Source organism: Nocardiopsis halotolerans DSM 44410 (genome assembly GCF_000341065.1).
Taxonomy (GTDB): domain Bacteria; phylum Actinomycetota; class Actinomycetes; order Streptosporangiales; family Streptosporangiaceae; genus Nocardiopsis; species Nocardiopsis halotolerans.
Map to the genome: position 1 here is coordinate 12,057 of NZ_ANAX01000107.1, position 21,425 is coordinate 33,481.

Sequence of the window (21,425 nt, forward strand, 5' to 3'; positions counted from 1 at the left end):
CGTTACGGCGTGGCCCACGGCTGACAACCGACCGGTCCCGGACGACCAGGCGGGCGATGGCGCGTACGCCTTCTCCCCGTGTGTGGGTGCGCCGATCTCCCCGCGTTCGCCGAGGGTGGGAATCCGTCGTGTTCTCATGAGTGGCCCCTGTGGCCTGCGAGGTCGCTACGAGGGTATGGCGCCACCCGGTTCTGGTGGCCAGGCGGCACCGTCGGAGGCCTCAGCGGTGATGGGGGTGCGCTCGGGAGGACCCGGGCTCCCGGCCTTCTGGTCCGGAGCGCGTCACCGACATCACCGGATACCCCGCACGGGAGGTCGGTGTGCACCGCGTGGTCACGCTGGATGTGTGCTCGCTCCGTGCGGTCCTGGTGTGGAAGCGGGTCCCCAACCCACACGGTTGAGTAGTTGGTGGTTGGCGGATGTGACGGACGATGGGAAATTTCAGCGACTCCGGATATCCTCACAAAGTGGAGCCAGCGTATTTGTGTCGTTTGCCTTCTAGGTGGCTTCTGATGGGATGAAGAACATGACTGATGCGATCAAGGATATCGTTGTCCTCGGCGGAGGTACGGCCGGGTGGATGTCCGCCTGCTACCTTGCCAAGGCAATGAACGGTACAGCCAGGGTCACCGTTCTCGAAGCTCCGCAGATCCCGACCCTCGGAGTCGGTGAAGCGACGATTCCCAACCTGCAAACTGCTTTCTTTGACTTCCTGGGAATCGACGAAGACGACTGGATGCGTGAATGCAACGCGAGCTATAAGACGGCGATCCGCTTCATCAACTGGAGAACCGGTGGGTCAGGGGAGTCCGGGCCGCGGCAAATGGATTCCGGAGTCGACCACTTCTACCACATCTTCGGACTGCTCCCGCATCACGAGGGCATTCCCCTGTCCCACTACTGGGCCCGAAGCTATCTGAACGGGGAGACCAAGGAGCCGTTCGACTACTCCTGTTACAAGGAACCGGCCCTCATGGACGCCAAGAAGTCTCCGCGTCTCATGGACGGAACCCGGGTGACGAACTACGCCTGGCACTTCGACGCCCAGCTCGTCGCGCGTTACCTGACACGTGTGGCGACGGACGGACTCGGCGTCCGCCATGTCCAGGGCCGCATGGTGCGGGCGGACCAGGACGCCGACGGGTTCATCCAGGCCCTGGTCACGGATTCGGGGGACCGTGTCGAGGGCGATCTGTTCGTCGACTGCTCGGGTTTCCGTGGCCTGCTCATCAACAAGACGCTGGAAGAGCCCTTCCTCGACATGAGCGACCACCTCCTGTGCGACAGTGCTGTGGCGACACAGGTACCGCATGACGACGAGGCCGAGGGTGTGGAACCCTACACCTCATCCATCGCCATGAGCTCGGGGTGGACGTGGAAGATCCCCATGCCGGGCCGGTTCGGCACCGGCTACGTCTACTCCAGCCGCTTCTGTTCGGAGGACGAAGCGGTGGATGAGTTCTGCTCCCTCTGGGGGCTGGACCCTCAGGCAACGGACCTGAACAGGATCCGGTTCCGCGTCGGCAGGAACCGCCGTGCCTGGGTGAAGAACTGCGTCAGCATCGGCGCCGCGTCGTGTTTCGTCGAGCCCCTGGAGTCGACGGGCATCTACTTCGCCTACGCGGCCCTCTACCAACTGGTGAAGCACTTCCCGGACAAGCGGTTCGACGGTGCCCTCCTCGACTCCTTCAACCGGGAGATCGCCACCATGTTCGACGACACGAGGGACTTCATCCAGGCGCACTACTACTACTCGCCGCGCGAGGACACCCCCTTCTGGCGGGCCAACAAGGAGCTCAACCTCAGCGAGGACATCCGGCGTAAGGTGGAGATGTACTCGGCGGGGCTCGCGATCAACCAGCCGTCCAGTGATGACGCGGGCGTCTACTACGGGGACTTCGAGGAGGAGTTCCGGAACTTCTGGAACAACAGCAACTACTACTGTGTGCTCGCCGGTCTCGGCAAGGTTCCCGACTCTCCCCTGCCCCGGCTCAGCCACCTCCCCCAGGCGGTGGAGGGCGTCGGCGCGGTCTACGAGAGGATCGCGGAGGAGCGGCGTCGGCTGCTGGACGAGCTGCCCAGCTGCCACGAGTTCCTCAGGCACCAGCACGGGCGCTGACCGGACCGTCCCCGGACGGCCCCGCGTCGGTGGACGGGGACGGCAACTCGAGGAACCGCCTCATCCCGTACATGAGGGGGGTGTCCTCGGTGAACCTGACATCCCCCACCTCCCCCACGACGATCCCGTGGTCACCGGTGGTCCAGACGTTCCGTACCGCGCACTCGGCCGTGGCGAACGCGTCATCGACCAGCCAGGGGACGTGCGCTCCCGGGGAGCCCTCCCACCTGGCCCGCGAGAAGCGGTCGTGGACGGATCCGGAGAACAGGAGGGCCGTCTCCTTGGCGCGGTGGTGCAGCAGGTTCACGCCGAAGTGGCCGTGTTCACGCACGGCCCGCATGGTCCTGCTGTCCGTGCCCAGGCAGACCAGCAGTGTGGGCGGAGCCAGGGAGACGCTGGTCAGCGAGGTGCACGTCATCCCATGCGGACGGCCCGCGGCGTCAAGGGAGGTGACGACGGAGACCCCCGTGGGGAAGTGGCTCATCATGACGCGCTGACCGTCCTCGAGGTCGGACGCGTCCACCGTGCCGCGGACGGCGGGGTCTGAGGGGCGGGGAACGGACATGCGGGGCTCCTTGCTCACCGGACGGAGTCTTCGTGCGCGGCGCTGTTGACGTGGACATGGCGTGCCAGATCGACACGTGAGTGGATGTCGAGCTTGCGGTAGATCCGTCTGAGATGGAATCCGATCGTGTGCGGGGAGAGGAACATCCGTCCGGCCACCTGGCGGTTGGTCAGCCCTTCCGCGACCTGCCGGGCCACGGCCCGCTCGGTGTCCGTGAGGCTCTCCCATCCGTGGCTCGGTCGGGCCGAGCTCGACCAGTGCCGACGCCGTACGCCGAGTTCGCGCAGGCGTCGGCGTACACGGGCCGCGTCCTGTCCGGCTCCGAACGAGGTGTATGCCGCCATGGCCGTCTCCAGACACGTGACCGCGGCCGACCGATCTCCCACCACCTCGGCCAGGTCCTCCTGAGCCAAGGCGGCACTCCAGGGGTCGGCGGCTTCGGTCGCGCGGAGGGTGAGGCCGACGTCCTGGTCGAGCACGCCACGCGTGTGGTCGTGGGCGACGCGGAGAATCCGGACGTTCGGGTTGCGGTCCGCCAGTCTCCCGGCCTCCGTCGTGATCCTCCGCGCGGTCGCCCGGTCACCACCGTGCAGAGCCAGGCGGACGCTCCACGGTCCGACGGTGGGCCCTCCGACCAGCATGAGGCGCTGGGCGCCGTCCTCCTCCACCACGGTCCGTACCAGCTCACGTGCGCGTTCCTGTTCACCGTCGGCGTCGAGGGCTCGTATGGAGTGCCACAGGAACTCGGGACCGCCGCGCCGACCCATCAATCCCCGGAACCGCGCCCCCGTGTTCCCAGGCCGTAGGCGGGCCACGTGGGCGAGGGACTCCCCGACGTCTCCGCGGTGGGTGGCCACCGCCGCGAGCACACCGTGGCCCCGGCGCGCGCACGAGGGCAGACCGACCTCCTGTGCCGCTCTGACGACCTCAGCGGCCCGTTCTGCGGCGTGGTCGAGTCGGCCGGCGACGAGATCGGCCTCGGCCCACAGGGCTTGGGCGCACGTCAGCGGCACGCGCCATCCGTATGAGTCCGCCGCCTCCGCGACGGACCGCAGCAGGTCGACGGTCCGGTCCGTCTGCCGTGCCGCGAGAAGGAGTTCGGCGTGGAGCAACGGTCGGAGGGGAGTGGCGTCGGGGAGGAGTCCCTCACCGTCCCCCGCCGTCTCGGAGAGGACGGTGAGCGCCTCTTCGACATCGCCGACCTTCCACCTGGCCATCGACATGGCGGTCGACCACGCGGCCGAGCCCGTACGCGCGTGCTCGGCCCCGCGCAGGGCTTCGGCGGGATCGAGGCGGTCCGCTCCCGTCGCGGCGAGGGAGGACTGCACACGGAGAAGGTGGGCGTCCAACCGGACGTCCTCGGGTGGCGCGGGGTCGATCAGCAGCGAGTCCACGTGGTCGCGTGCCTCCTCGCAACGTTCGGCGAGCAGCATCGCCTGGGCGAGCGCGCACTGGATGCGCGACCGTCGCGGACCGCTGGCGGTTCTCTCCAGGGCCTGGTTTCCGATGTCGATGGCCCTGTCCAGTGGACCGTGCCGGAGGAGGGCCTGGAGCGCGGTGTTGGTGAGGTCGGCCGCCTGCTCGGAACCGGGATCGACCAACTCCAGAGCACGCAGGGCGAGTTCGGCCGAGATCTCGGGGGCGCTCCGGACGTGGTCCCGGGCGGCCTGTCCGAGGACGGTGACGGCGTCACCGTCGCCGTGGCGAGCGCCCAGGGCCATGTGTTGGACCCCGTGGAAAGTGCTGTGCGGATGCCGGAGCATGATCTCGGCGGCCTCTCTGTGGAGCGCCCCGCGTACCGCCCTGGGAATCGCGTCGAGTACGGCCCGACGGTGAAGCTCGTGTCGGAATTCGAGTGCCTCGTCGTCGCCGCAGGCGATGACATGGGCGTCCACGGCCTCGCGGAGGTACGGCAGGATCCCCGCGACGGACTCGCCGATCATCTCGGCGCACACCTGGGGGCTGAACGAGCTCCCGAGGACGGCCCCCACCTGTAGTAGTTGGTGGGCGCCGGGGGACAGGTACGACAGGCGCCGTTCCAGCTCCGAGCGGAACCGCCGGGGAAGGGGGAAAGGCGGGACGGCGGCCCGCGGATCATGGAACAGAACGCTCGCGGTGGGGGCGGTGTCCAGTTCGGCCCGGCCGCCGCGCACCCTGATCCGCCCCTCCTCCAGAAGGCCCCGTACGAGTTCCACCAGGAGGCGGGGACTGCCCATCGTGAGACCCACGAGGGAGGACACCTCCGGGCTCGGAGACGCTTCCAGGACGTCCCCCAGAAGCTCCAGGAGCGCTCCGTCGTCCAGGGGGGACAGCGTGACCGCGGTCGTCGTCGTGTTCTCGTGCAGGCTGTCGAACAACCTGTCCACGGCACCCCCTCCCCGGCCGACGCACCGGCCGAGGACCCAGGCGACGGGTCGGTGCCTGAGCTGGACCGACAGTGTTCGCAGTGCGAGGAGCGAGCCGGGGTCGGACCAGTGAACGTCATCGACCGCGATGACCAGGGGGTGCTCCAGGAGCCGCTGCTCGACCCTGGAACGGAAGTGTCCGATCGAGGACATGAGCCGCTGGGAACCGTCGGTGACGGCCTCCATGGGGGGTGGGGACTCTCCCAGGGCCGCGTACAACGGCATGAGGGGGACGATCCGGAGCAGCTCGTCGGCCGAGGCGCGGGCGACCCCGATCCCCATCGACCCGGCCGTCCGGCAGGTCCAGTCGATCAGGGACGTCCTCCCGACGCCCTCGGGCCCCTCCAACGTGAGGATCCCTCCCTCGGAACGCCGCAGCCCGCGCAGGAAGGATTCGATACGTTCCAGGGTCTCGTCCCTGCCCCGCAGCGAACGCACACGACGGCCCTGTGGAGGGTTTCCCACGCTTTCCCGGTGTGTTCCCCTGTTCTTCTCCGTTGGTTGGGCGTCAGATGAACCGGCGTTGCCACCGGAACGCGGACTCCTCTGCTCCGAAAGAGGTGCGAAGGTTTCCCAGGAACCGTTTTCCGAATGACTGGTCACGACGGAGAACGTGTCGACCCGCGCCACTGAGTTCGTGCGTGCATGCGGCATGGTGTTCGTCTCCTCCTTGTCATTTGGAATGACCTCAGGATGGTGCCGTTCGGTGCGTCCGGCGATTTTTTGGTTTCCGGGTGGCATGGAATTTTTTCCCTGACCTTCGCCGGAGTGATGGCCGGGTTCGGCCACTTCCGAAATATGTCGGGTGCCTCTTCCCTCGGGTCGGGGTCGTGTGGTAATCGCCTTTGGTTCTGGCTTGGTGCCCTCGCCCGACATGCTATGTGATTCAGATCACATGCATTTTTTCCGTGATCTTCGGGCGCGTTCGGGCCTGCCTGCGCCCGGCTCTCGGCGTGGGCGGTGGGGCTGCTGCCACGGCGTTCAGGGGCGGGTGACCAGGCGTGCTCCCCTCTCGTGGCGGGGTCCTGTGGCGGAGTTCCCATGCGCGTGGAGATGCCGTTGGGTGCGGGCGGAGAGTTCCATCTACTTTTTCTCACGGGGCGTGACTTGGTGAATGCATATCGCAGCATTTTGCTTGCTGGGAAGATGTGTCCGGGTTCGGACACGGGTTTTCTGGTGGCGTCAGGAGCACGTGAGGAGATGGGTTCCGATTCTCGCATGACTGCCTTGCGCAGGAGTTTTGCCGCCCCCGTCGTGCCGGTGGGGGCGGTGGGCTCCGGTGCGGGTGGTGGGTTGGGAGGGCGGGCCGGGGGCGGTCCCTTGGCAGGTGAGGGGCATGTCCTATATGTTACTTCTGTCCCTGTCGGGGCGGTCCAGATTATGTAGAAAATTCAACTTCTACGTTCTTTGCAGCCATGGTCTCTCCGGCTCCTGGGAAGTCCTGTGGCGATGTGGATTGGCAAAGCCTGGAATATGGGTAAATCTGGTATGCTTGGTGCTCGATTTGGCTTTGTTCGCCGGGCGGCACAGGGCGACATCGTCAGATTGATGGAGTTGGAACGGCTCTGCTGGCCCGAACGGCTGCGCCTCCCAGAGGAGATCCTGCGCCGACGGTTGTCCGAAAACCCCGGTTCCCACTTCGTCGTCGAGGAGGAGGGGTGTGTCTGGGGGGTCATCTACTCCCAGCGCATCAACGCGGCGGAGGAGCTCTTCACCGTCGACTTCGCCACCGCGGACTCCCTTCACCGCCCCGACGCGGAGGTCGCCCACGTCCTCTCCCTCAACATCGACCCGGGAAGACAGGGCAGGGGATACGGCGACACGTTGCTGGAACACCTGCTGACCCTGTGTCGGGAGCAGGGAGCCGTCCGGTCGGTCGTGGGCGTGACCCGGTGCAAGGACATCGAACGTCATCCCGGCATCGACCTGGAGGACTACATCCGGGAGCGCACCCCGCAGGGGCGCCTCCTCGACACTGTGCTGCGGATGCACCAGTCACACGGTGCCGAGGTACGGGGACTGGTACCCGGCTACCGGCCCGGTGACCGGACCAACGGCGGGAACGGTGTCCTGGTCGAGTACGACCTGGAGCGCAGGGAGGAGCGTGTCCGGGAGTACGCACGCGGTGGCGCCGACGGAGCGTCGGAGATCCCCGGCACCGAACGACTGACGGCCGAGGTGGTCGAGGCCGTCGCCGGGTTGTCGGACACCGAGGAGACGGAGGAGGGGTTCCTCGACACCCCGCTGTTCGAGCTCGGGCTCGACTCCGCCGACCTCCTGGAGCTCCAGGGCGCCATCGAGGAGCGCTACGGGTTGGGCCTCGATCCGCTCTTCCTCTTCGACCACGACACCCCAGCCCGGATCATCTCCGCGCTGGACCGTGACGGAGACCAGGACCCGGACGCCGCGGCAGGGCGGTCACCAGTCGCGGAGCACGGGGGAGGCGGGCCCCGCGACATCGCGATCGTCGGCATGGCCTGTCGCCTCCCCGGCGGCATCGAGCACTACACGGACCTCTGGCGACTGTTGGAGGCAGGCGGGTCAGCCGTCGGAAACCTGCCGGAGTCGCGTTGGCGCTGGCCTGAGGGGATCGACCCGGCCCAGTACCCGGGGATCGACCGCGGTGGCTTCGTCACCGACGCGGACCGCTTCGAGGCCGAGCTCTTCCGGATCACGCCCAACGAGGCGCGGCTCATGGATCCGCAGCAGCGATGGATGCTGGAGCTCACCTGGGCCTGCCTGGAGGACGCGGGATACCGGGCGAGCTCGCTCCGGGGCACCTCGACCGGCGTGTACATCGGTGCCAGCGGGTCCGACTACCAGAGGTTCATGGACTCGGCGGGGGTGCCGGTACGCGCACACAGCGGACTGGCGACCTCCATGGCCATCATCGCCAACCGGGTGTCGTACTTCTACGACCTGCGCGGACCCAGCGTCCAGACGGACACGGCGTGTTCGAGCTCCCTGGTGGCTGTGCACGCGGCGGTGCGGGCCCTGCGCGAGGGCGAGTGCGAGACCGCGGTCGTCGGGGGCGTGAACGCCCTGTGCCACCCGGCCAACACCCTCGCCTACCACCAGGCGGGGATGCTCTCCCCGGACGGGCTCTGCAAGACCTTCGACGCCTCGGCCGACGGCTACGTGCGTTCGGAGGGCGGCGTCGTCCTCCTGCTGAAACCCCTGGCCAAGGCGCTTGAGGACCGCGACCACGTGCACGCGGTCATCCGGGGCAGCGCGACCAACCACGGAGGCCAGTCGGGCGGGCTCACCGTGCCCAACGCGGACATGCAGTCGGAACTGGTCGCCTCCGCCCTGGCCGACGCCCGGGCCGAGCCCTCCGACGTCGGCTACGTGGAGGCACACGGTACGGGGACCGCGCTGGGTGACCCGATCGAGGTCCAGGGACTCTCCCGGGTGTTCACCGGCTCCCGGTCGCCGTGCGCACTCGGGTCGGTCAAGACCAACCTCGGCCACCTGGAGGCGGCCGCGGGCGTCACGGGACTGCTCAAGGCCGTCCTGTGCACCCGGAACGGGGCGCTGCCCGCCAACGTCCACTACACGAGGCTCAACCCCAGGATCACCCTCGACGACTCCCCGCTGTACGTCGTCGACGGGTGGAGTCGGTGGGAACGCGGGCGGCGTTCCGCCCTCCTGGCAGGAGTGAGCAGTTTCGGCTCCGGGGGCAGCAACGCCCACGTGATCGTCGAGGAGCACGCGGACACCCGGGAGGCCGCGGGCGGAGACGGCCACGCGGTGCTGCCGGTGCTCTCGGCCGGGACCGGGGCGCAGCTCGTCCGCCAGGCCGAACACCTGCTGGCGTATCTGCGGCGCGCGGAACCGGACGGCGACGACCTGCTCGACCTGGCCTACACACTCCAGGTCGGACGCGAGGAGATGCGTGAGAGGGTCGCCTTCCTGCCCGTGGACGGGAGCCCGCTGGAGGACCTGCTCGCGGCCTTCGTCCGGGGGGAGGAAGGCACACCCGGGGTCTTCCGGGGAACCGCCGCGCCGAGACGGGGAAGGACCGCCGGCGGCACGGCCTCCGCCACCGAGACGACCGGGGCCTGGCTGGCGAGTCAGGACCACGCGGGGCTGCTGGAGGCCTGGACCCGAGGGGCCGAGGTCGACTGGGAGCTGCTGTACGCGGACGGCACCCCGCCGAGGCGCGTACCCCTGCCCACCCACGCGTTCGCGGAGACGCACTACTGGATCGAGGAACCCGTGACGGGACCGCGTCCGCGGCACACGTCTCCGCGGCCGCCGCTCGGCGAGCGCGCGCCGGAGCCGGGCACCACGGGACACCGCGCCGTCCTCACCGGGGCCGAACCCTTCCTCGCGGACCACCGGGTTCGGAACGCGCCGGTCCTCCCGGCGGCCGTGCACCTGGAGATGGCCAGAGCAGCGGTCGCCCGGACACTGCACCGCGGTGACGACGCCCCGGTGCGCCTCGGCGGCGTGGTGTGGACACGCCCCCTCACCGTCGACGACGGCCCGCGCGAGGTGTACGTGTCCGTGGTCGACGGAGCGGACGGCACGGTTTCCTACGAACTCCGTTCGGACGGCGGGAACGGGCGGGACGTCGTCCACTCCCGCGGGACGGGCGCCCCCGGTCCCGCGTTCCCGCCTCCGGCCCTCGACGTCGACTCCCTGAGGTCGAGGATGAGCGCTGGGACGCTCAGTCACGAGGAGTGCTACGCGGCGTTGGGGGACGCCGGGTTCGACTACGGCGGTTCGCACCGCTCGCTGCGGACGGTCTGGCTGGGTGACGGGGAACTCCTGGCCGCCATCGCCCTGCCGGACGGCGCGGACACCCACCCGGGAGGGGGCGTCCTCCACCCGAGCATCGTCGACGGAGCCCTCCAAGCGGTGATCGTTCCGCGCGCCCACGAGACACGGCACGGCCGGTCCGGAGGGGCTCCCGCGCTTCCCTTCTCCGCCGAGGGCGTCGAGGTGTACGGGAGTTCCCCCTCGCTCGCGTACGCGTGGATCCGTGAGGCACGGCCCGGGGCGCACAGGGCGGAGCGCTGGGACCTCGACCTCTGCGACGAACACGGTGAGGTGTTCGTGAGCCTGCGCGGCTACACGATGAGGGGCGGCGAGTCCGGAGGAGCCACCGGGCGGGGGACCGACACCCGGATCTCCCTCCTCCGGCCGGAATGGGCCCCCCGCCCCGTGCCGGAACGGTCGACGGAACCGGCGTACCAGGCCCGGTCGGTTCTCGCCTGCGGCTTCGGCGGGCAGCTGGCCGAACTGCGCGCACTGGCACCGCACATCGAGTTCACGGAGGTGACCGAGCCCGGTGCGTCCGTGGCGGACACCCTCAGGAACCACGCGCTCAACCTGCTCGGAACGGTCAGGGAGGCCCTCCTCGCCGGGCCCTCAGCCCCCGCGCTGGTCCAGGTCCTGGTCGGCTCCGGTGAGGACGCCTGGGCGCTTCGGGCCCTCGCCGGGCTCACGAGGTCCGCCCACCAGGAGAACCCCGACATCGTCGGGCAGGTCATCACCGTTCCCGGGGACGCGACGGCGTCGTACCTCGTCGAGCGGTTGGAGGAGGAGGCGCACGCCCCGAAGGACCACCAGATCAGCCACGAGGGTGGTGAGCGGCGCGTCCTCGACTGGCGGCCGTTGCCCGTGTCCCAGGACGCGGCGGAGGTCCCCTGGCGGTCGAAGGGCGTCTACGTGATCACGGGGGGCGCCGGCGGCCTGGGGGTCCTCTTCGCCGAGGAGATCGTGCGGTACGCACAGGAGGCCGTGCTCGTCCTGACCGGCCGATCCCCGTTGGACGCGGCGAGGCGGGACCGGCTGGACGCTTTGGAGGCCCGGGGCGCGCGCGTCGAGTACCACAGGCTCGACGTCTCCGACGCGGACGGTACCGAGGCACTCGTCGCGGACGTCAAACGGCGTTTCGGCGCACTCCACGGTGTCGTCCACGCGGCGGGGGTGATCCATGACGACTTCGTCGTGAGGAAGTCCGCGGCGGAGTTCGAGAGCGTGCTCAGCCCGAAGGTCGACGGATGTCTCAACCTCGACCGGGCGACCAGGGACGAGGAACTGGACTTCTTCGTCCTGTTCTCCTCGGTCATGGGCGTGACCGGAAACGTCGGACAGGCGGACTACGCCGTGGCCAACGCGTTCATGGACGGATTCGCGCGCGAGCGCGACGCCCTGGTGCGCGCGGGGCGGCGTACGGGCCGCACCCTCTCCGTCGGCTGGCCCCTGTGGCGGGACGGCGGGATGGGGGCCGACGACGCCACGCGTGACGCACTGCGCTCCCGTGCCGGGCTGGTTCCGCTGGAGACACCGGACGGGTTCCGGGCGTTCTACCGCGCCATGGGGAGCGGCGAGGTACACGTACTGGTCATGGCGGGAGAGGGGGACCGGGCGGTCCCGTTCCCTCCAGGGACCGACGGGTCCGGGGACGGTCCTGCCCGGACGGCCCCGGCACACCGTGACGCCCCGGCCGCTGGTGACGACCGGACCCTGCTCAGGGAGGCGGTGCGACTTCTCAGGGAGGAGATCGCCGCGCGGACGGGACACCGGGCCGCGGAGATCGACGCCGACGAGCCCCTCGGCACCTACGGCATGGACTCGATCCTGGCCACCGAGGTGACCTCGGGGCTGGAGGCCACGTTCGGTTCCCTGCCCAAGACGCTCCTCTTCGAGTACCACACCCTGACCGGACTCGGCGGATATCTCGTGGACAGGCACCGGTCGAGGCTGTTCGCGCTCCTCCCCCAGGAGGGTCCGCGGAGTGAGGACACCCGGCGGGCACCCGACGCCCCGACCAAGGCGGGACGGGCCGCGGCGGAGCCGGCCGGGGACGGCACCCGGCCGTCCGCCCCCGCGCACCGCGGGTCGTCGGCACTGGACATCGCGGTGATCGGGCTCTCCGGACGCTATCCGGAGGCCCGTGACCTCGGAGAGTACTGGCGCAACCTGAGGGACGGACGCGACTGTGTGGTCGAGGTTCCGGCCGGGCGCTGGGACTGGCGCGACCACTACACCGAGGACCGTACGGTGCCGGACCGCCACCACAGCAAGTGGGGCGGTTTCATCCCGGAGGTGGACCGCTTCGACCCCCTGTTCTTCAACATCTCCCCCCGTGAGGCCGACTACCTGGACCCCCAGGAGCGCCTGTTCCTGGAACACGCCTGGGCGGCGATGGAGGACGCGGGCTACACGAGGGAGGCCCTCGGACGCGTCGGGGGAGAACCCCTCGGGGGCCGCGTCGGCGTGTACGCGGGTGTGATGTGGGGGCAGTACCAGTTGCTGTTCCGGAACGGGAACGGCGTCCAGGGCAACCCGAACGCGATCGGCGCCAGTTACGCCAGTGTCGCCAACCGCGTTTCGTTCGTCATGAACCTCCACGGCCCCAGCATGACCGTGGACACCATGTGCTCCAGTTCCCTGACGGCGGTGGAGCTGGCCTGCCGGGACCTCAGCCAGGGACGCGCGGGAATGGCCTTCGCGGGAGGGGTGAACGTGACCGTCCACCCGAACAAGTACCTGAGCCTGAGCAACAGTCGGTTCATCTCGAGCCAGGGCCACTGCGAGAGCTTCGGCGAGGGCGGGGACGGCTACGTCCCGGGCGAGGGGGTCGGTGTCGTGCTGTTGAAGCCGCTCGCCGACGCCGAGCGCGACGGTGACCACGTCTACGGGGTCATCAAGGGCAGCGCGGTCACGCACGGAGGGCGGACCAACGGCTACACGGTGCCCAACCCGAGGGCACAGGGAGCGGCCGTCCGCGCCGCGCTGGACGAGGCGGGGGTGCCCCCCAGGGCGGTCAGCTACGTGGAGGCGCACGGCACGGGAACCAAGCTGGGCGACCCCATCGAGATCGGCGGCCTGAGCCAGGCGTTCGGCGACCACGAGGACACGGGGTACTGCCGGATCGGCTCGGCCAAGTCCAACATCGGTCACTGTGAGAGCGCCGCGGGCATCGCGGGCCTGAGCAAGGTGCTCCTACAGTTGAAGCACGGCCAGATCGCTCCCTCCCTCCACTCCCGCACCCTGAATCCCGACATCGACTTCGCGAACACGCCGTTCGAGGTCAACCAGGAGTTGTGCGAGTGGGAGCGTCCCGTCTTCGGGGGACGGTCCTGGCCGCGTGTCGCGGGGGTCTCGTCCTTCGGGGCCGGCGGTTCCAACGCGCACCTGGTGGTCGAGGAACACGTCGACAGGCGGCCGAAGGCGGAACCGGGACGGCCTGTCCTCGTCCCCCTGTCCGCCAGGGACGGTGAGCGCCTGCGCGCCTACGCCGACGACCTGCTGCGGTTCGTGCGGGAGGAGCGGGGCCGTGCGGACGGCACACCCCTGGAGGACCTGGCGTTCACGCTCCAGGTCGGACGCGAGGCCATGGACGTGCGACTCGGCGTCCTCGCCGACTCGCTGGACTCCCTGGCGGACGGATTGGAGCGGTACCTGGCGGGGGACACCTCCGCCGAAGGGGTGCTCAGCGGAGACGTCCGGGACGGCAGGGAGGCCTTGGCGCTCATCCCCGAGGAGGACCTCGACCGGATCGTCGGCGGTCTGCTGGAGCGGGGCGAGCTGACCGACGTCCTGAGGTTCTGGGTGAAGGGCGCGGTGCCCGACTGGTACCGGCTCCACGGTGACCGCACGCCCAGGAGGACCAGCGCGCCGACCTACCCCTTCGCCCGCGAGCGGCACTGGGTCCCCCGGGACGAGGCCGCCGTGACCTCGGGGGACACCGAGCGGACCGGGACCGCGCGTCGTACGACACGGTTCCTGGGCAGGTCGTGGCGTGAGACCCCGGTCAGGAGGGGGCCGGCGGTACCCGCGGACGCCGTCGTCCTCCACGACCCCGCGACCGGGCCGCTGGCGGACGCGGTCGTCGCGCTCCTCGACGGAGCGACGGCGGTCGGGGTCGCCCCGGACACGTGGGAGAGGTTCGGATCCCGGATCGAGAACTGTTCGACCCTGATCGACCTCACCGGCATGAGCGAGCACGGGCCTGCCTCGGAACCGGTGCTCCTCCTGCAACGGGCGCTGGCGTCCCGGCCCTCGCGGGAACTCCGCCTGCTCTTCGTGACCCGGGGGCTCGAGGACCTGGAGAACACTCGTGTCGACCTGGCCGGGGCGTCCCGGGTCGGGCTCTACCGGACGCTGGGCAGCGAGTACTCCGCCCTGACCTCGCGCCACCTCGACCTGGATCCCGGAGCGGGACGGCCCGACGAGGTCGCGGCCGCCGTTCGGGAGGAGGTCGCCGACACCGGGGCCGAGACCGCGGTGTGCCTCCGGGGAGGCCGCCGGTACGTCGCCGTGCTGGAGGAGACCGCGCCCGGAGCCCCCGTCGGCGCCCCGGCCTTCGCCGAGGACGAGGTACTGCTCGTCACCGGTGGCACCCGGGGCCTGGGCCTACTGTGCGCCAGACACCTCGTCGAACGGTGCGGGGTCAGACGGCTGGTACTGACCGGCCGGGAGGCGCTGCCACCGCGCCGTCTGTGGGACACGGCCGACGGACACCCGTCCTCGGTGCGCGACAAGATCCGGGCCGTCCTCGACCTGGAGGCGGCGGGCGTGGAGGTCCGCGTCCTGGCGACGGCTCTGGACCGGGCCGACGAGGTCGACGCCATGGTCCGGTCGGTCCAGGAGGAGATGGGCGTGATCGCCGGCGTCGTCCACGCGGCGGGGCTCGTGGACACCGAGGACCCGGCGTTCGTCCGCAAGACGCCCGAGGGCATCGCCAGGGTCGTCTCGCCGAAGGTGGAGGGGAGCCGGAACCTCCTGCGGAGCCTCGACCACCGTGCGCTCCGTTTCGTCCTCCTCTTCTCGTCGGTCTCCTCGGCGGTTCCCGCCCTGGGCGCGGGGCAGAGCGACTACGCGATGGGCAACGCCTTCATGGACCACCTCGCCCGGGCACACGCGGGGTCCCCGCCCGTGACGAGCGTTCAGTGGCCGAGCTGGCGCGAGACCGGGTTCGGGGAGGTGACGGCCCGGGCGTACACGGACACGGGGCTGCTGAGTATCACCGACGAGGAGGGGCTCGCCCTGCTCGACGAGGTCCTCCGGTCCGACCGAGGGCCCGTGGTCATGCCCGTGGTGGTGGATCCCGACCGCTTCGACGCGGAGGCCCTGGCCTTCCCCCGGGAGGGGACCTCCGGGACCGGATCGCCGGGCTCGCGGGGCGGGGCGGTCACAGGCCGCCGGGAGAGCGACCGGAGGGAAAGCACGGAGGCTCCGGTGCCGCCGGGCGACGACACCGCACGAGCGCTGGCCGCCTACCTGACCGAGGTGTTCGAGGAGGAGCTGCGGCTCCGGCCGGGGCAGCTCGACGAGGAGACGTCGTACGCGGAGTACGGGGCGGACTCCATCCTGCTCGCCCAGGTCCTCCAGAAGCTCCGCGGGCGCCTGGGAACCGACCTGGAGCCCTCGGCCCTGCTCGAGTACTCGAGTGTGCGGGAGCTGTCGGAGTGGCTGCTCGACGCCCACGGAGAGGAGGTGGCCGCGGCCCTCGGCGGTCGGAACGCTCCGGAGGAACAGCGGGGGGAGGACGGGCGGAACCCCGGACCGTCACGGGTCGACGACGCCCGTCCGGTCGCGAACGTCCGGCGGAGCGCCGCCGCGCCGCATGGACGGGGCGTGTCCGTCGCGGTGATCGGTATGGCGTGCCGTATGCCGGGCGCCCCCGACCTCGACTCCTACTGGGACCTGCTGTCCCGCGGACGTTCCGGTATCCGCCGGGTCCCGGAGAGCCGCTGGGCGGAACCGGTCGGGCTCCACGCCGGGCTCATCGACGACGCCCATCTGTTCGACGCCGCCCGGTTCGCGCTGTCACCGGAGGACGCGCGGGCGATGGACCCCCAGGCCCTGGTCCTGCTGGAGGAGAGCCTCAAGGCCGTCCACCACGCCGGGTACCGCCCGGACGAGCTCGACGGCTCCGGGACGGGTGTGTACGTCGGCGCCAGGAGCCGGCCGAACACGGACCCCGGCGTGGTGGGCCGGGCGCGCAACCCGATCATGGCCGTCGGACAGAACTACCTGGCGGCCAACGTCTCCCAGACGTTCAACTGGGAGGGCCCGGCCATGGTCGTGGACACCGCCTGCTCCTCCGCGCTGACGGCGATGAGGGTCGCTGCGGACGCGCTGGCCAGCGGATCGGTCGACCAGGCACTGGTAGCGGGGGTCAGCCTGCTGGCCGACCCCTCGTCCCACGAACTGTTCCGCCGACGCGGTCTGCTCCAGGAGGACGGGGTGTTCCACGTCTTCGACCGGCGCGCCTCCGGCGTCGTGCTGGGTGAGGGCGTCGGCGTGGTCCTGCTCAAACCACTCGCGCGCGCGGAGGCCGAAGGGGACACGATCCACGCGGTCATCGAGGGTGTCGCCGTCAACAACGACGGAAGGACGGCGGGCCCGGCCACGCCCAACCCGCGGGCCCAGGAGCGGGTCATGCGCCAGGCCCTGGAACAGGCGGGTTGCACGCCGGATCAGGTCCGTTACCTCCACGTCAACGGTTCCGGCTCCGAGATGACCGACCTCCTCGAACTCAAGGCCGTGAAGGCCGTCTACGGAGGGTCCCGCCCGGCCCCGCTCCACCTGGGATCGGTCAAACCCAACATCGGCCATCCGCTGTGCGCTGAGGGCATCGCGGGGTTCATCAGCGCCGTACTCACGTTGCGCCACCAAAGCCTGGTGCCCTTCCTGTCCGGCCAGGAACCCCCAGAACACTTCGACATGGACGCGGCCGGGTTCGTCCTCCCCCGAGAGCTGGCGGGTACGCGGATTCCCTACGCGGCGGTCAGCAGCTTCGCCGATGGTGGAACCAACGGCCACGTCGTCCTCCGGCACCACGAGCGGGAATCCACGCGGGTGCCGCGCCGACCGCTGGAGCCCCCGGTCCTCGACCGGTCCGACGTGCGGTTCGGGGAAGCGTCGGCGACTCGCGATCCCCGACCGGCTCCCGACGCGTCGGCCGGGGTCCTCGCGCACGACCCGTCCGGAACGTGGACCGCGCGGCTGGACGCGGCCCATCCCATCCTGGCCAACCACCGGGTCCACGGCCGACGGCTCATGCCCGGCGTCGCCTGGATCGACCTGCTGTACCAGTGGTTCGCCGAGGCCGGTGCGGACTTCGCCGGGTTCGCCTTGCGGGATCTCACGATCCACCGCCCGCTGGCCGTGGCCGAGGGGGAGGACGCGCGTTTGAGGATCACCGCGCATCCCGACGGTGCCGACGGTTGGCGCGTCGAGGTGCGGGAGGCGGGTTCCGACGACGGGACCGCGGAACCGCCGTACGTCACGGCCGAGATGCGTGAGCGCTCCACCGGGGCCGATGACGTGCGGGTGCGCCCGGACACGATCCACGCGGAGGGTTCCAGGGTGAAGGACCTCCGGGACGTCTACGGCGGTTTCCGTGACAGGGAGCTGGTGCACGACGGGCCGATGCGTGCCGTCGGCGCCTCCTACACGGGTCCACGGGACGTCTGGGTCCACGTGGCGGTGGACGACCGGGCGCCGGTCGGCGCCGGGGAGCACCTGTTCCACCCGGCGTTGATCGACGCCAGCGCAGTGGCGGCCATCGAGGCGGTGGAGAGCGCCGCGGGCGGCGCCGGCCACCTCTTCCTCCCCCTGTTCCACGGGTCGTTCCACGCGAGCGCGCCCCTGCGGACCACGTGCTACACGCGCGTCCGGCGGGACACCGTCGTCCTGGGCGCGGACCTGCTCAGCTTCACGATGGAGTTCTTCGACGCCGGTGGACGCAGGATCGGCGAGCTGACCGACTTCACGTGCAAGGCCGTGCGGGACCCCGAACTCCTCGGCCCGCACACCGGGACGGGGGGCCGGACGGTCAGCCGCGAACCGGTGGGGCCGGACGGCGGCACGGTGCCGCGGCGGACCTCCGTGGATCCGGGGGCGCACGAAACGCTCCTGGCCTCGCTCATCGCCTCCCACCTGGGAGTACCGGAGGGTTCGGTCAGCACGACCGCCGGATACTACGAGCTGGGACTGGTCTCGGTCCAGCTGTTGCAGCTGACGAGGGAGCTGGAGAGCGCCCTCGGAACCAGGCTCCCCCCGACCCTGTTCTTCGAGTACCCGACGGTCTCCTCCCTCGCGGAACACCTCGCGGACCTCGCTCCCGGGGCCCCGGACTCCCCGGCCCCCGCCCCCTCGGCCGCGCACGATCCCCGGTCCGTCGTCACGGAGGCCGCCGCCGTCCAGGGCCGTCCCGCGCCCCACGCGGGCGTGACCGAACCGGAACGGCGGGACATCGCGATCATCGGGATCGCGGGCAGGTACCCGAAGGCCGCCGACCTCGCCGAGTTCTGGGAGAACCTGAAGGCGGGCCGGAACTGCGTCACCGAGGTCCCCGAGGAGCGGTGGTCCCGCGACCACCTCGCCGGTGTGCGCTCCCCCTCCGGACGGGAGATGTCCCGGTGGGGCGGGTTCCTGGACGACGTCGCCCGGTTCGACGCCCGTTTCTTCGGGATACCGGACGAGGAGGCGGCCCTTCTCGACCCACAGGAGCGCCTGTTCCTGGAGACGTGCTGGGAGGTGATGGAGGACGCGGGGTACACGCCGGACAACCTCGTCGAGGCGGAGGGCGTGAGCCGTCGCCGCCCGGTCGGCGTCTACGCCGGGGTCATGCACAAGGACTACGCCCTGGTGCAGCGGGACGCCGCGGGGCACACGATCCCCCTCGCCCTCAACCACGCACCGATCGCCAACCGCGTGTCCCACCTCTGCGACTTCCACGGCCCGTCCATGGTGATCGACACGGTGTGCGCGTCGTCGCTGAGCGCGGTGCACCTGGCGGCGGAGGACATCCGACGCGGCGAGTGCCGGGTGGCCATCGTCGGAGGGGTCAACCTCTCCCTGCACCCCAGTAAGTACCAGACCTACGGGTTGCAGGACCTCCACGCCAGCGGGGAACCGGGGCGGCCGTTCGGAGCGGGCGGGGACGGGTTCGTCTCCTCGGAGGGCGTGGGCGCGGTGCTGCTGAAGCCGCTGGACAGGGCACTCGCGGACGGGGACGGCGTCTACGCCGTCATCAGGGGCAGCGCCGTCAGCCACTCCGGGCGGACGTCCGGGTTCCGGGTCCCGTCGGTGGCCGCCCAGGAGGCGCTCGTCACCGAGTGCCTGGACAGGGCGGGCGTCGACCCCAGGACCGTCTCCTACGTCGAGACGCACGCGACGGGGACGGAACTGGGCGACCTGATCGAGTTCCAGGCACTGAGCAGGGTGTTCGGCGGACACACCGAGGAGCGGGGGTTCTGTGCCCTGGGGTCGGTCAAGGCGGGGATCGGGCACGCCGAATCGGCGGCCGGGATCAGCGCCCTGACCAAGACCGTCCTCCAACTGCACCACGCCACGCTGACCCCGCAGCCCGAGACGGGCCGACCCAACCCGTACGTCGACTTCGAGGACTCACCGTTCCGCCTCCAGACACGGCTCGATGAGTGGACCGTCGACGGCCCCCGCCGTGCCGGAGTGAGCGCCTTCGGGGCCACCGGGGCCAACGCACACGTCATCCTGGAGGAGGCCCCCACGGGGGAGGATCCGGTCAGTGACACGGTCCCCCACGGGGTCCTGGTCCCGATCTCGGCCAGGAACGACGACCGGCTGCGCGCCTACGCCCGCCGGCTCCTGCGTTTCCTGGAGGCACGCGAGCGCGTGGACCTGCGCTCCCTGGCCTTCACCCTCCAGACGGGCCGCGTCGCCCTGGAGGAGCGGGCCGTCCTTCTGGCCCACGGCGTCGATGACGCGAGGGACGCCCTCGACGCGTTGGCCGAGGGCCGGTCGGTCCCGAACCTCTGGAGGGGCCGGGTCGGGGATCCGCGCACGCGCCCCGCCCTGCTGGACGAGGACGACCTCCGGCGGGACCTGGTGCGGCGGTGGTCCGGTCAGGGCGCGTGGAACAAGGTCGCCGAACTCTGGCTCCAGGGGTACGAGCTCGACTGGACCGCGCTGCACGACTCCGCTCCGCGCCGCCTCCACCTGCCGACCTACCCCTTCGCCGGAGACCGGCACTGGGTCCGGTCGGACGCCGGAGCGGGCGCGCCCGACACGGCTGGGGAGGCACGGTCCGAGCGGTCGGAGCCGCACCAGTCCGGGCCGACCCCCGCGTCCCCCGGCGGGCTCCTCTGGGACGTCCTTCCCGAGGGCGAACCCGCACCGCCCGACGCCGTCGCGCTCAGCGCCGACCTCGACGAGCGGGCCAGGGGGTTCCTGCGCGACCTCGTGGCCGTGCGGCTTGGACGGTCCGCCACCGAGATCGCCCCCCACACACCCCTGCTCGACCTGGGCCTGACGTCGGTCGCGGCCGTCGGCCTGGCCCGGGAGCTCGTGCGGACGGTCGACCCCGGGTTCCTGCCCAGCGCACTCTTCGAACACGACACCGTCGCCGACCTGTCGGCGTACCTCGTGGCCCGGCGTCCGGGGGAGCTGGCCCGTCTGGTCGCCCGGCGAAGGGGGGAACGGCGCGACGGTGACCCGGAACCGCCGCCGCCCGGCGGGGGGAGCACCCCCGACGACCCGGTGCTGGACGCGCTGGAACGGCTGCGTGACGACGGCACCGACCTGGACGAGGTCATCGCTCTTCTGGCTGAGAGAGGGTAGGAAGTTGCAGGACGAGTTCAGCGCCCTCATCGCCGACTACAAGGCCGGCAGGATCAGCGGCGACACGGTCAGGGACCTGCTGGAACGGACGAGGCGGGGGGAGCGGCCCCAGGAGCTCTCGGAGGGGCAGCGTGGCCTCTGGGCGCTCCAGAGGTCCTATCCGGGAACCTCCGCCTACAACGTTCCGATGTGCTTCCGCGTCAGCGGTCTGGACACGGCCGTCCTGCGCGAGGCCTGCCGGGCGGTGGTGCGGGAGCATCCGGTGCTCAGCACCGTGATCCACAGCTCCGAGGGTGTTCCGTACCAGTCCGTCGACCCGGAGCGGCCGCTCGACTTCTCCCACCGGTACCTGGCCGGGGACGAGGAGATGCGGGACGCGCTCCGACGGGAGAAGGAGCTGCCCTTCGAGATCGAGGGGGGCTCCCTTCTCCGGGTGCGTGTCCTCGAACGCGCCGGGGACGAGGCCGTCGTCCTGGTGGTCGTCCACCACATCGTCTTCGACGGCAGCTCGGCCCGGATCCTGGCGGACTCGCTGTTCGACGCCTACCAGGCTCTGCTGGAGGGAAGGGACGCCCCCGGACCGGAGCGCGCAGAGGTGGCGTTCCACGACTTCGTGCGGCGGGAACGGCGCAGGCTCGCGGAGACGCGCTCCTCCGCGCTCGCCCACTGGCGCGACAGGCTCGACGGTCCGCTGCCGTTCCTGGCCCTTCCCACGGAGCGGCCGCACTCGCGGGTCCGGAACCCGTTCGCCGGAGCGACCCACTCC

Annotated in this window: 4 protein-coding genes and 1 pseudogene; 3 read left to right on the forward strand and 2 right to left on the reverse strand. The window is 70.7% G+C overall.

Annotated elements, in window-relative coordinates:
• Positions 1–526: 526 nt before the first annotated feature.
• Complete coding sequence (locus tag D455_RS0108690; RefSeq protein WP_026122449.1) at positions 527–2,119, forward strand: tryptophan halogenase family protein; 1,593 nt, start codon at positions 527–529, stop codon at positions 2,117–2,119.
• Here D455_RS0108690 and D455_RS29725 read toward each other — a convergent pair.
• Positions 2,097–2,684: a flavin reductase family protein gene (locus D455_RS29725; RefSeq protein WP_051064604.1), complete on the reverse strand. Its 588-nt coding sequence runs from the start codon at positions 2,682–2,684 to the stop codon at positions 2,097–2,099. The genes D455_RS0108690 and D455_RS29725 overlap by 23 nt on opposite strands.
• 14 nt (positions 2,685–2,698) lie before the next feature.
• Positions 2,699–5,554 carry a helix-turn-helix transcriptional regulator gene (locus tag D455_RS0108700; RefSeq protein ID WP_160167834.1) on the reverse strand — a complete coding sequence of 952 codons (2,856 nt, stop codon included), beginning with the start codon at positions 5,552–5,554 and terminating at the stop codon, positions 2,699–2,701.
• A gap of 1,083 nt (positions 5,555–6,637) precedes the next feature.
• On the opposite strand from D455_RS0108700, the gene D455_RS33710 reads away from it, so the two are divergent.
• Both D455_RS33710 and D455_RS36120 read left to right on the forward strand, forming a co-directional pair.
• Complete coding sequence (locus tag D455_RS33710; protein WP_017570356.1) at positions 6,638–20,659, forward strand: SDR family NAD(P)-dependent oxidoreductase; 14,022 nt, start codon at positions 6,638–6,640, stop codon at positions 20,657–20,659.
• Positions 20,604–21,416 (forward strand): annotated as a pseudogene (locus D455_RS36120) (condensation domain-containing protein); the annotation flags it as partial. The gene D455_RS33710 and the pseudogene D455_RS36120, both read left to right, overlap by 56 nt.
• Positions 21,417–21,425: the final 9 nt, after the last annotated feature.

What these genes read in the sequence shown, in the direction of transcription:
- D455_RS29725 (WP_051064604.1), bottom strand. Translation starts at nt 2,684, where the DNA reads ATGTCCGTTCCCCGCCCCTCAGACCCCGCCGTCCGCGGCACGGTGGAC.
- D455_RS33710 (WP_017570356.1), top strand. Translation starts at nt 6,638, where the DNA reads ATGGAGTTGGAACGGCTCTGCTGGCCCGAACGGCTGCGCCTCCCAGAG.
- D455_RS0108690 (WP_026122449.1), top strand. Translation starts at nt 527, where the DNA reads ATGACTGATGCGATCAAGGATATCGTTGTCCTCGGCGGAGGTACGGCC.